Raw genomic sequence first — 12,969 nt, 5'->3', positions numbered from 1 at the left:
ATGAGTGTAACAAGGTTTCATGCGGCTATTTGGATGCAGGATTTTAAAATTTTAGGCAAGGCATTATCTCGTTATATCCGCAGTAAATTTAGTGGGATGATTAGTAAAATACATAATACTGAAAAAATATTTCCACTGCATAGTTATGACCAAAAGAGAACGAACACAACCACTAGTTTGCAATCAAAACATGTCTATTATGGCGCAGGAGCTCATGATAAATCAGTAGTTTTATTAAGTTATATAAAGCTCCCTATTTATTAATAAAAAATGCCCCAAAATCACACTGGGGCAAAGTATTACAGAGGTTGTATGAACAACAGATATCGTATGAACAACCGTGAATTATGAAATAGTGGAATGTTTACGTTTACGAATGCGTTTTACAATAGGTGGAAGAATTAGCACTAATACCGCCAGTGTTAATAAACTTTGAGAAATCGTACTACTCCAAAGAATATCGAAATTTCCATTACTGATGGATAACGAACGGCGTAAGTTTTGTTCTAGCATTTCACCTAATACAAACCCTAAGATTAATGGCGACAATGGGAAGTTCATTTTTCGTAGAATAAACCCAAATACGCCAAGCCCCATCATGAGTAACAAATCAAATGTCGTACTGTGAACGGCATATACCCCTACAGCAGAAATGCAAGCGATAGCCGGTACTAAAAACCATAATGGAACCGTTAGCATCCGTGTGAATAAGCCAATTAATGGAATATTCATAATGAGCAGAACTACGTTAGCAATTAACAAAGCCGCAATTAACCCCCACACAATATCAGGTTGCTCAGTAAACATACCTGGGCCTGGGGTGATATTATAGAGCGTTAGCGCCCCCATCATTACTGCAGTTGTCCCCGACCCCGGAACGCCAAGGGTTAACATTGGGATAAATGAGCCACAGGCAGAGGCATTATTGGCCGCTTCTGGTGCAGCGACACCGCGAACATCGCCATTACCAAAATCGCCTTTTTCGCCACTGATTTTCTTTTCAGTCATATAGGTTATGGCACTGGCAATGGTGGCACCGGCACCCGGTAAAACGCCAACAAAGAACCCAATAAAAGAGGAGCGTAAAGCAGGGCCAGCACACGCTTTGACCTCTTTGCGATTAAACAGCATTCTGCCTGTTTTGCGGATCAGCCCTTGTCCTGTTGCCGTGCCTTCGAGCATCAATAAAATTTCGCTAACAGAGAACAAACCAATAACCACGACGATAAACTGCACGCCATCCGATAAATGTACGCTATCAAACGTAAAACGATATTCCCCAGAGTTGGCATCTACGCCCACAGTAGCAAGAGATAAACCAATTAATGCCGCCAATAGTGATTTAATTGGGTTTTGGCTCATCATACTGCCCAAGCAGGCAATAGCAAAAACCATCAAAGCGAAATACTCTGCAGGCCCGAAAGCCAAAGACCATTGCGCTAATAAAGGAGCAAATAAAATGATACCCACAATCGCAATCGTTGAGCCAATGAATGAACTCACCGCAGAAATTGACAGTGCAACACCACCTTTACCTTGTTTTGCCATTGGGTAACCATCTAGCGTGGTCATGATTGCAGCGGCATCACCAGGGACATTGAGTAATATGGATGAGATACGTCCACCATATTCACAACCTAAATAAACCGTGGCGAGTAAGATTAATGCAGACTCGGCCGGTAATTTAAGTGCAAAGGCCAGCGGTAGCAAAATAGCGACACCATTAATTGGGCCGAGGCCGGGAAGCATCCCAACGATAGTACCGATAAAACAGCCAATTAAGGCGATCAAGATATTTTGAGGAACAAGAGCAACCTCAAAACCTTGTGATAGGTACATCCAAGTTTCCATGATTTCGTTCCTTAATTAAGCAAGCTACCAATAGGTAAGGTTACATCTAGCCATTTATCAAAGGCATAGAATAGAAAGATACCTAAGACGGGGCCGGAAATAACCGCGGCGATAGGTGTTGCGCCAAATAGCAGGGCAATACTAATGGTGAGCAAACTGGTGGCAATCGGGAACCCCAACCATTCAAAAGCCCATGCATAGATAACAAGTGCAACGACTAATAAAACTAAACGACGTAATACATAGGGTTTTGGCCACTCAACGGCTTCTTGCTTGCCAAATAATAAGGCAAGGGCACAAAGCGCCATTAAAGAGAGTATGACAACCGGAAAAGGGCGGGGGCCCAGTGGTTCATAACTAAACTCACTCTGGATCCCCCAACCAATATAAATTCCGATAGCACACAGTATTAGCCAAACTATGGCAAATATGCGTTGGCTCATCGTTCACCCCATTATTTGGCTAAACCGAAGGCACGGGCTTGTTCACGGTATTGCTCGATTTCTTTTTTGACATAACTATCGAGTTCTTGCCCGGTTAAGTTGTATTCAAATAAGCCGCGGAGTTCGCGTTGTTTTTTGAATTCGTCGGTTTGTTGCAGTTTTTGGAAGGCTTCAACCCATTGGTTATAATCGGCATCAGACACTTTGGGGCCCATATAGAAGCCGCGGATGATTGGCCAGACAATGTCATAGCCTTGTTCTTTGGCTGTTGGGATGTCAGATAAACCATCTTCAAGGCGTTTATCTGAGTAGACAGCAAGGATACGAATTTTACCTTCATTGATATATGGCGTCATTTCGCTGATATCCCCTGAAAGGACTTGAATATGGTTGCCCAGTAGTGCCGTTAAGGTTTCACCGCCCCCTTCAAAAGCTACGTAACGCATTTTGCGAGGGTCAATATCAATGGCTTTGGCTAACAAGGCCGTTTTCATCCAATCTTGGCTACCAATCGACCCTCCAGCACCAAAGACGATGCTGTTCGGATCCTTTTTGAAGGTATCCATTAAATCTTTCAGAGTCTTATAAGGTGAGTCCGCGCGCACGGCAATCATACCGTAGTCGCTTCCGACACTAGCCAGCCAGCGCACATCATTTTCGTTATAGCGACCAAATTTACCTTGTGCAAGATTGAGTAAAGAACCGCCGGAGAAAGCAACAATGGTGCCGGGTTCTGCAGGGCGTTGAGCGACAATGGCGTTATAAGCGACTGCGCCAATACCGCCAGGCATGTATGTCACTCGCATTGGTTTTTCGATTTCTTTGGTTTCAAGAAGAGACACTTGGACTAATTTACAGGTTAAATCAAAACCACCGCCGGGTTTGGCGGGAGCAATACATTCGGTGCGTTCAGGTAGGGCATTTGCTTGGTTGATGCCAACTAAAAATATTGCTGTTGCTAAGGCCTTCAGTGTGAATTTTTTCATTCTTTTTTCCTTACTAAGACAATAATTAGAGGTATATATTGTTTACTTCTTGTTTTGTTGGTATGTCATCATTGTCCGATGAAGCTTTCATTTACCTTTCATTAACAAATGTTATTATTTTTATGTGATATATATCAGATTGTTTTGTATTTTTGCTTTTTTGTTATGTTAACTTAATGTTAAATTAATCACGTTAATAGTGTTTATTAACAATAGTTGTGATGGACACAGTAAATATGCGCACATTTGCTTTCCATTCATTCAATGGAATGCCAACGTATACTGATAAATAATTATAATGAGTATGCGGAATGAGAATTTTATTGGTTGAAGATCATGACGAATTGTCATTATGGTTACAGAAGGCTTTGTCGTCATCTGGGTTTGCAGTTGATGTTGCTAGTGATGGCGCGATAGCAGACCAGCTATTACAAACTGAGCACTATGAATTAGTCGTGTTAGATGTATCACTTCCGAGAATGAGTGGGCTTGAGGTATTAGCGCAAATGCGCAAACGTCATCAAGAAACCCCAGTCTTGTTATTAACGGCGAATTCAGACGTAGCCGACCGAGTACAAGGGCTAAATGCAGGGGCTGATGACTACCTGACCAAACCTTTTGATATTGCGGAATTAGAAGCGCGTCTTCGCGCTTTATTGCGGCGTAGTCAAGGGCAAGTGAATGAATCACAACAGTTTGGTTTGCTTAGTTACCATGAGGACGGTTATTTCCTATTAGGACAAGAACCACTTGGCTTGACGCCAAGAGAATATGCGGTGTTAAACACCTTATTTCATCGACGAGGGCGTCCTGTTTCTAAAATGCAATTATTTGAACAGGTGTTTTCGTTGTCAGATGAAGCCAATTTACAAAGTATTGAGTTATATGTTCACCGTGTTAGAAAAAAACTTGCCGGTTCGGATGTTAACATCAGTACTTTACGCGGATTGGGATACCGATTAGAGCAGTGTAGTGTATGAAATTAGTCTCTCATCCACGCTCTCTCTTTCATCAGTTGCTGCTCTTTTTCGGTATCCCCCTCATTTTATTGGGGAGTTTTTCGGTGTATACGCACTACTACAGTGCAAAAAATGCCGCAAACTTAGCCTATGACCGCACATTATTAGCTTCAGCGCGAACCGTCGCAGAGCGTTTGCAAGTGGTCGATGGGCACCTCTCAGTCAGTGTGCCTTATGTCGTGCTTGATAGTTTCGAGCTGAATAATAATGACCGAATTTTTTATCAAGTTATTTCCCCGGACGGTGAAACTATTTCTGGTTATGATGACTTACCGCCGATCCCCCCGTATTGGATGCGCTCACAGCATTATACTGCGTTAGTTTATTTTTATGATGCGCAGTACAAAGGCTTGCCTATCCGTATTGCTGCATTTTATCAACCCATTAATGAAGGCGGTATCACTGGGATGGTTGAAATCCGTGTGGCGGAAACGGTCTATTCGCGACAAGATCTCGCTAATCAATTATTAATTTCTGCCCTGATGAGCCAAGGTACTGTGGTGTTTTTAACTTTGGTACTTGCCTATATTTTACTTAGTAAGTTATTGGCACCGCTAAAAAAATTGTCCCATTTAATGTTAAGCCGTTCCGCTAATGACTTAACCCCTTTGCCTGATTTACTGCCGTGGTCTGATTTATCACCATTAATTGATGCATTAAACCGCTATATTTCCCGCCTAAAGCGGATGGTTCGACGGCAAGAACGGTTTAGTGCGGATGCCTCTCATCAGCTTAAAACACCGCTAACTGTTCTCAAAACACAGGTTTCTGTTGCAATTAATAGTCCGGATGAAACCCAACGGCAACAGAGTTTACAAGCCATCGATAAAACTCTTGATAACACGATCAATTTGACGGATAGGCTTTTGCAGTTATCACGTTTAAAAGCCCATGAAAAAGAAGCCATTACACAGTATCGTGCAATAAACTTAGTGGATATTGTTCACCAGGCTTGTTTTACTCGGTTACCCCAAGCGGAAAGCCAACACATTGATTTAGGTTATGAAGGTGCGGAAACAGCATGGATTAAAGGTGAACCTATTTTATTAGCTGAGATGTGTGCAAATTTAATTGATAATGCTATTAAATATACCCCTGCAAATGGGGTGGTCACCGTTCGGGTGGTCAGCAGTGATGACCATCTTCATTGGGTTTTGGAGGTCGAAGATTCAGGCCCTGGGATCCCAGACGCTAAAATTAGCCGTTCTATGGAAGCTTTTACTCGATTAAATAACGCGTTAGGAAAGGAAGGTGCAGGACTAGGTCTCGCTTTAGTGAAAGATATTGCCAGTTATCATGGTTCTGAACCACAGTTATTAAAAAGTGAGTTACTTAATGGATTGTTGGTTAGAATTGCATTTAAAGCAAGCCAAGCGCCACACTGAAAAGAACGCCCTAATTAGAGCGCTCCATTAGTGACAAATTTTAGGATAATAAAGCTTGATACGCTTAGTTTCGTATTGGCATCAACACCAGTGGTAGTGTTGTATTTGAAGTCTCCGGATTAAAATTGTGATTCGCTGTGTTTTGTTCTAGGTTTGCCATTGTGGATGATAATAGCGATACGGTGTCTACATCATCACTCTTGTCTTTAAGGATGTTATATAGAGCCTCTACGGTTTCTTTTTCTAGTTTTTTTATAAATACATCTATTGATCTTATTTTTAAATCCGTGTTGTATATTTCGTTAAGTAAAGCTGATATATCTTGTGAAATTAAGTTATTATCTTTATTTTCTGAGTGGTCGTGAATGTATTTTACGAGATTGTTTTTTAAATTGGTGATTTTCCCTTCCTGTATATTTATATTGCCAGTATCAGTTTGCTCTAATACCTTCATTTCATTTAATTGAGAGTGTTGCTCGATAATGTATAACAATGCATCTCTAATTGTTTGATAGTAGGATTCTTCGCTGACGTCGGATATAGCGGACTTTAATGGAACATAATTATGAACGTTAGAAATAAAATCATCTCTCATCGCTGTTAGATATTCTCTTTCACGTTGTATATCCGATATATTGATATTTTCTTCATTAAATAGCAGGGTAGCTAATTGACGAAAGTTATTAACTTCATTATTTTCTGTTTTTGTATTTTTAATTTTTTATTTGTTTTCATCCATTATAGGTATGATTGATGTATTATTTTTTAAGTTTAAATTCATATTAAATGCTCCATATTATTTAGGGGTAATACCCGTAAGTACCAGACAATGAAATATAAATCAACCAAAACAAAATAACTAATTTTTATTTGAAATTAAATTGCAATAAGTATCATTAAAATAATTAGGTGGTTAATTAAATTAGATAATGATTAGGGGGTAAACAAAATTATATCTATTTTAGATAAATAGTTTCATTAGATATTTGGGTAAATAGTGTATTTAATTGAATTTCATCTAGAGAAAATCGAATGTAATATCCATGATGGCAAGCTGGAAGCTTAGCGATATAACAGGTTGACATTATAAACTAGCCACTAGTCCGTAACTGCAAATCGCTCATTGGTTGATGGCAACGAGCACGTCTAAATCGCCACGATCCATTTAGATTTATCGCGTTATCACGATTTATTGAGTGGAGTTGATACTCCTAAAGAAGTATTTGATTTTGCTTAAGTCTAATTGGAATTCCAGAAGATTCAATCGGATTATCCTTCATCTGAAAAACGGTAATCCGATAAATGATACCAATGATGGGCGAACTAAAGGTGAATTGAGTGATTTTAAAATGTCACAAAGTATTAATAATGAGGAATATTAAAGGAAAATAAACGAAAGAATGAAGAGGATTTCAAACATAGCCCCACAAAGTGGGGCATATGAGTGACGACATTGCATTTATTGCTTTTGTAATTCTATTCTACTGGCAAGAATCTTCTTGAACCACCTTTTTTTCACGGCGGAATAATTCTGTCAGTGGAGTGCGTAATTGTTGCGCTAACATTACCCCGAGTAAAACCACTCCACCACCGATTAAATGGTAACTTTTGAGTTCTTCACCTAAGGCAAAAATAGCGATAATAGCGGTGAAAACGGGGGCTAGGTTCATAAAAATGGAGGTTGTATTCGCCCCAAGGCGCATAACTCCTTGGATCCATAATGCAGGAGCAATAATGGAAGCTGCAATACCAGCAAATACCACTAAACCGATATTTTGGCTGTTCAGCGAGACATCTTCAGCTAATAAGAAATTAGGGAATAGCATGATAACGCCAAAGAAAACTTGAACGTAGAGTGAGTCCCAACTGGATAACTGGATTGACCAACGCTTAGTAAGCACACCGTACAGGGCATATGCTGCAGACGCAACTAACATCATGGCTTCCCCTTGGCCTAAGCCTTGTGAGAATAATGCGCTTGGGCTTCCTTGGCTCACTAACCACACTAACCCACATAATGAAAGAATTGAACCTAGCACAATCCCCACGGTAGGAATAACGCGTAGTACAAAGATACTAATAATCACTGTTAATAATGGGATCATGGAGTTCATAATTCCCATAAAAGTAGCGCTCACGCTGTGTGCGGCATAATAAGCTAAACTTTGGTAAAGCATCATCCCTAAAGCGCCCAAAATGGCAAGTTGCCACCAATGCTTCCTGACCATTTTAAAATTTCGAAGCACAGAACGTAATACAAAAGGCGTCATGACAAGCAAGGCCAGCGCCCAACGGTAAAAAGAGATTGCCGCAGGGTCAATAGCGGTTGATGCCGCTTTGTTTACAATGGCATTAATTGACCATAATAAAACCGCAATCAGCGGAAAAAGAAGATTTTTCATTAAAACACTCTCCCATATTGAATGGGCGCTAGTATACATCTGTCCGATTTTTTATATATACTGATAACCAGACAATCGATAACGCTTTTCAGACAGGTACCATGGAAAATTTAAAATCAGACATTTGGCAAATCAGCGAATGTAATATCGCAGAGCCTGAATTGGTTGCTTTTCGGCATGAGCAAACTGCCGCCCTCACTGAGTATAAATCCCATTCGCATCCTTTTGGTCAAATGCTGTATGTGGTGTGTGGCATCATGGAAATGGAGGTGGCTGGTCAACATTATTTAGCACCGCCAGAATTTTGCATTTGGATCCCTGCGAATATTCCCCATGCTAGCTTTAATAAAGAAAGTGTCAAATTTCGGATTATAGATTTTGCTCATGAATACAACCAAGTGCTGGCTCAACGGCCGTGTGTGATTAAGCTTAGCCCGATATTTCAATCAATTATGACGGACATGTATCAACGCGGTATTGTTCAGCCCGAAACAGAGCAAGACTTGCGTTTGGCTCATGTGCTTATTGATCAATTTCCATTGTCTCCCTGCCAAGACACCTATTTGCCTGTTTCAAAAGATAAATTTCTTGCTCCCATCTTATTAGAGTTACAAGGTGACCCAGCAGATAATACGACGTTAGCACAATGGGCAAAACGCTATTATACATCGGAACGCACGTTATCAAGGCGTTGCCAGCAAGAGTTAGGAATGTCGTTTAGTGAATGGCGTCAACGTTTACGCTACCTACATGCCGTTGCCGGGCTAGAAAAAGGAAAAAGTGTACATGAAGTTGCATTGGATGTCGGATATAGCTCGGCATCCGCCTTTATTGCGATGTTCCAACAAATATCAGGTGTCACACCAGATCGCTTTCGAGCGAAAGAATTTACAGTAGAAGGTAACCTCTCATAGGCATCTGGCTTAAACCGTGGCAAAATATTGCTCCACTTATCTATATAACGACACACAACAAACAAGTGATTGATTGGGATAACAGCGTGAAAATTTTAGTCGATGAGAATATGCCATATGCTCAAACTTTATTTAGTGACCTTGGTGAAGTGAAAGCGGTACCGGGGCGTCCTATACCAGAACAAGAATTAATTGATGCAGATGCATTAATGGTACGTTCTATCACTAAGGTTAATGAATCACTGCTCGGTAATACACCGGTTAAATTTGTTGGAACCGCGACAGCCGGTTTTGACCACATTGATACCGAGTGGTTATCAACCGCAAATATTGGTTTTTCATCAGCACCGGGTTGTAATGCGATAGCGGTCGTTGAATATGTCTTTTCTTCACTATTGCTGCTAGCGGAACGCGACAACTTTGATTTGCGTGATAAAACAGTAGGAATTATTGGTGTTGGTAATGTCGGAGGGCGTTTAGCGGCTAGGTTATCGGCTTGGGGAGTCAAAACATTACTCTGTGACCCACCGCGTGCAGCCAAAGGGGACGACGAGCTATTTGTTTCTTTTGAAGATGTGCTCAAGCAAGCTGACGTGATAACCTTCCATACTCCGCTGAATATGTCTGGGGAATATCAAACTTTCCATTTAATGGATGAAACGGGTTTAGCAAAATTACGAGATGGCACCATTTTAATTAACGCAAGTCGAGGTGAGGTGGTTGATAATAAAGCATTATTATCTGTGCTTAATCGCGGGAAAAAAATGAGCGTTATCTTAGATGTGTGGGAGCCAGAACCAGATTTAGACACCGCACTTTTAGCATTAGTGGATATCGGTACTCCGCATATTGCGGGTTATACGCTAGAAGGTAAAGCACGAGGAACGACGCAAGTTTATGAAGCTTACTGCCAGTTTCTCGGCAAATCGTCACAAATTTCCCTTTCATCCTTACTGCCTAAGCCTGATATCAATCAATTGACTTTCAATGGTAAATTAACGCAAAACCAGCTCAAAAGGTTAGTGCATCTCGTGTATGATGTGCGCCGAGATGATGCAGCATTAAGAGCGGTTGCAGGGGTAACAGGCGAATTTGATAAACTGCGCAAAAATTATCAAGAACGTCGTGAATGGTCATCCCTTGAAGTGATTTGTGATGATGAACAAACGGCATCAAAACTCAATGCACTTGGTTTTAAGGCAAGTTTAGTTAGCACAAAATAAATGAGTTAAAATGATCACCTGTTAAATAGCGCCAATTGGGGCTATTTAATTTTTTATTTTTTAGAGGAATAGCCATGACTGAAGGTTGGAATATTGCAGTATTAGGCGCAACCGGTGCTGTAGGTGAAGCTATTATTTCACTGTTACAAGAAAGAGAATTCCCAGTCGGCGAACTGTATTTACTGGCCAGTGAGCGTAGTGCAGGGGAGGGCGTACGTTTTAATGGTAAAAATATTCAAGTTGAAAATGTGACTGATTTTGATTGGTCACAGGCACAAATTGCCTTTTTTGCAGCTAATGAAGGTGTCAGCCTACAATACGCTGAATTAGCGGCGCAGGAAGGGTGTATTGTCATTGATACTAGCGGCGTATTTGCTCAAGAACCGGATGTGCCACTGATTGTCCCAAATGTGAATCCGCAAGTACTCGCTGATTATCGCAACCGTAATATTATTTCATTGGCTGACAGCTCAGTGAGCCAATTATTAACGGCAATCAAACCGCTGGTGGACGCGGCAGGGTTAGGGCGTATTACTTTAACCAATATGTTGTCGGTTTCCAGTTATGGTAAAGCCGCTGTCGATGAGCTAGCAGGGCAAAGCGCACGTTTATTAAATGGTATCCCTGCGGAAGAAGGCCGTTTTAGTAAGCAATTAGCCTTTAATATGTTGCCATTATTGGCTGACATGGAAGGCAGTGTCGTTCATGAACGTCGCTTGGTTGAGCAAGTGCGTAAGGTACTGCAAGATGATGGCTTACCAGTGGCCGTTAGCTTTATTCAATCCCCTGTTTTTTATGGGAATGCGCAAGTCGTTCATTTAGAAACGTTGCGCCCAATGAGCGCAGAAGAAGCTAACGAAGAACTTGAACGTTTTGAAGATATTCAGGTCTCAGAAGAGGGTGATTATCCTACCCAAGTGACTGAAGCGTCAGGTCATGACCAATTAAGCATTGGTTGTGTACGTAATGACTACGGTATACCCGAAATTTTACAATTTTGGTCAGTGGCTGATAACGTGCGTTTCGGTGGCGCATTGATGGCGGTAGAAACAGCAGAAAAACTGGCTCAGGAGCTGTTTTACTAATGTCTGAGTCTACACAGTTGTATCGAATCGCATTAGGTATTGAATACAACGGCAGTCGTTATTTCGGTTGGCAACGTCAGCAAGAAGTTAAAAGTGTTCAAGGCTGTTTAGAGGACGCTTTGTCAAAAATTGCCGCGGAGCCAATTAGCGTGTTTTGTGCAGGGCGTACTGATGCTGGTGTCCATGCTACGGGGCAAGTGGTGCATTTCGAAACCTCTGCCATTCGTAAAGAAGCGGCTTGGACCATGGGGGCGAATACCCATTTACCCGCGGATATCGCTGTTCGCTGGTGTAAACCGGTGGCTGAAGAGTTTCATGCACGTTTTAGTGCAACAGCGCGTCGATATCGTTACGTGATTTTTAATCATCGTTATCGGCCAGCGATTTTATCGAGTGGTGTAACGCACTTTCATTACCCACTCGATGAAAAAAGAATGCATGAAGCGGCACAGGCACTATTGGGTGAACGTGATTTTACCTCATTCAGAGCAGTCCAGTGTCAGTCGAAGTCGCCATGGCGTAATGTGATGCATGTGAATGTCAGCCGCCACGGTAATTATGTGGTGGTAGACATCAAAGCCAATGCATTTGTTCACCATATGGTGAGAAATATTGTCGGAAGTCTGTTGGAGATTGGTTGTGGCAACCAAAGCATTGATTGGATGGCACATCTTCTTGAATTAAAAGACCGTACAAAGGCAGCTGCAACTGCGAGAGCTGAAGGGTTGTATTTGGTGAGTGTCGATTACCCAGAGAAGTTTGAGCTACCTCAGAATGTGATGGGGCCGCTTTTTCTGGCAGATGAACTGATGTAAAGCGAATTTTTATTTATCTCATAATTATTGCAAATAGCATGGATGCTATTATTGATGAGGATTATATGGAATTTATCACTTTTATTATCGACTTTATTTTACACATCGATGTGCACCTTGCTGAACTGGTCAGAGATTATGGTACGTGGGTCTATGGTATCCTGTTTCTGATCCTATTTTGTGAAACAGGGTTAGTGGTCACACCATTTTTACCGGGAGATTCGTTATTATTCGTTGCTGGCGCGATTTCGTCATTAGACAGCAATGACCTGAATGTTCATTTAATGGTCGCGTTGATGATTACGGCGGCGATTATTGGTGATGCGGTAAACTACACCATTGGGCGTATTTTTGGTGAAAAATTATTCAAAAATCCGGACTCGAAGATTTTTCGTCGCGTTTATTTAGATAAAACCCATGCTTTTTATGAAAAACATGGCGGTAAAGCGATTATACTGGCGCGCTTCGTGCCGATCGTCAGAACTTTTGCACCATTCGTTGCAGGAATGGGTAAAATGTCTTATCGTCACTTTGCTTTTTATAATGTGACGGGCGCGTTTATTTGGGTATTATTATTCACTTATGCGGGTTATTTCTTTGGTGAATTACCGTTCGTACAAAAGAATTTGAAATTACTGATAGTCGCGATTATCTTTGTTTCAATTTTGCCGGGCGTTGTTGAAATTATTCGTCATCGCCGAATAGCTGCGAAAGAAAAGCGTGCGGCAGCGCAAAAAATCGATAACCACTAGATGGTTTAACAAGTTTTTATCCACAGTGAGATATCATTGTGGTTTAATGGCAAAAAATTACATACTGGTGATAACCAGAGTGAATCAGACAAAA

Annotated in this window: 13 protein-coding genes; 8 read left to right on the top strand and 5 right to left on the bottom strand. The window is 41.2% G+C overall.

From position 1 onward, the window contains the following. Positions 1-264 (top strand): hypothetical protein, encoded by a 264-nt coding sequence (locus PR767_RS09705; RefSeq protein ID WP_109911535.1) that lies wholly within the window; start codon positions 1-3, stop codon positions 262-264. 81 nt (positions 265-345) lie between these two features. Here the strand turns inward: PR767_RS09705 and PR767_RS09700 are convergent, their stop codons facing one another. The 3 genes from PR767_RS09700 to PR767_RS09690 are packed head-to-tail and all read right to left on the bottom strand — an operon-like array spanning position 346 to position 3,280. Continuing rightward, positions 346-1,851 (bottom strand): tripartite tricarboxylate transporter permease, encoded by a 1,506-nt coding sequence (locus PR767_RS09700; protein ID WP_272520226.1) that lies wholly within the window; start codon positions 1,849-1,851, stop codon positions 346-348. Between the two features lie 11 nt (positions 1,852-1,862). Next, positions 1,863-2,294: a tripartite tricarboxylate transporter TctB family protein gene (locus tag PR767_RS09695; protein WP_109911536.1), complete on the bottom strand. Its 432-nt coding sequence runs from the start codon at positions 2,292-2,294 to the stop codon at positions 1,863-1,865. A gap of 11 nt (positions 2,295-2,305) precedes the next feature. Beyond that, a complete protein-coding gene (locus tag PR767_RS09690) occupies positions 2,306-3,280 on the bottom strand; it encodes a Bug family tripartite tricarboxylate transporter substrate binding protein (RefSeq protein ID WP_004912350.1) in 975 nt (324 codons plus the stop codon). A gap of 311 nt (positions 3,281-3,591) precedes the next feature. Between PR767_RS09690 and tctD the strand changes: the two genes are divergently transcribed. Both tctD and PR767_RS09680 read left to right on the top strand, forming a co-directional pair. Then, positions 3,592-4,260, top strand: coding sequence for a transcriptional regulator TctD (tctD, locus tag PR767_RS09685; protein WP_004912340.1), 669 nt, complete (start codon positions 3,592-3,594; stop codon positions 4,258-4,260). Further along, complete coding sequence (locus PR767_RS09680; RefSeq protein ID WP_042851621.1) at positions 4,257-5,684, top strand: sensor histidine kinase; 1,428 nt, start codon at positions 4,257-4,259, stop codon at positions 5,682-5,684. Before tctD ends, PR767_RS09680 begins: the two co-directional genes overlap by 4 nt. Before the next feature lie 64 nt (positions 5,685-5,748). On the opposite strand, the gene PR767_RS09675 is transcribed toward PR767_RS09680, so the two are convergent. After that, positions 5,749-6,279, bottom strand: coding sequence for a hypothetical protein (locus PR767_RS09675; RefSeq protein ID WP_272520225.1), 531 nt, complete (start codon positions 6,277-6,279; stop codon positions 5,749-5,751). A gap of 886 nt (positions 6,280-7,165) precedes the next feature. Beyond that, positions 7,166-8,086, bottom strand: a complete 921-nt coding sequence (locus PR767_RS09670; protein WP_004912327.1) for a DMT family transporter — start codon at positions 8,084-8,086, stop codon at positions 7,166-7,168. Positions 8,087-8,187: 101 nt separating this feature from the next. On the opposite strand from PR767_RS09670, the gene PR767_RS09665 reads away from it, so the two are divergent. The 5 genes from PR767_RS09665 (at position 8,188) to PR767_RS09645 (ending at position 12,875) form a co-directional block, all read left to right on the top strand. Next, positions 8,188-9,000: a helix-turn-helix transcriptional regulator gene (locus PR767_RS09665; protein ID WP_004912323.1), complete on the top strand. Its 813-nt coding sequence runs from the start codon at positions 8,188-8,190 to the stop codon at positions 8,998-9,000. Positions 9,001-9,086: 86 nt separating this feature from the next. Continuing rightward, entirely contained in the window at positions 9,087-10,223 is a 1,137-nt protein-coding gene (pdxB, locus tag PR767_RS09660) for a 4-phosphoerythronate dehydrogenase PdxB (protein ID WP_272520224.1), read from the top strand. Between the two features lie 74 nt (positions 10,224-10,297). Then, entirely contained in the window at positions 10,298-11,308 is a 1,011-nt protein-coding gene (locus tag PR767_RS09655; protein WP_272520223.1) for an aspartate-semialdehyde dehydrogenase, read from the top strand. After that, positions 11,308-12,123, top strand: coding sequence for a tRNA pseudouridine(38-40) synthase TruA (truA, locus tag PR767_RS09650; RefSeq protein WP_109911543.1), 816 nt, complete (start codon positions 11,308-11,310; stop codon positions 12,121-12,123). Before PR767_RS09655 ends, truA begins: the two co-directional genes overlap by 1 nt. A gap of 65 nt (positions 12,124-12,188) precedes the next feature. Further along, on the top strand, positions 12,189-12,875 hold the full coding sequence (locus PR767_RS09645; RefSeq protein ID WP_042851864.1) for a DedA family protein: 687 nt from the start codon (positions 12,189-12,191) through the stop codon (positions 12,873-12,875). The last annotated feature ends 94 nt before the right edge of the window (positions 12,876-12,969 follow it).

It is taken from the genome of Providencia sp. PROV223 (assembly GCF_028479245.1).
Taxonomy (GTDB): domain Bacteria; phylum Pseudomonadota; class Gammaproteobacteria; order Enterobacterales; family Enterobacteriaceae; genus Providencia; species Providencia rettgeri.
The sequence above is the reverse complement of the archived record's forward strand: the minus strand, read 5'-3'. Positions and strand labels throughout refer to the sequence as shown.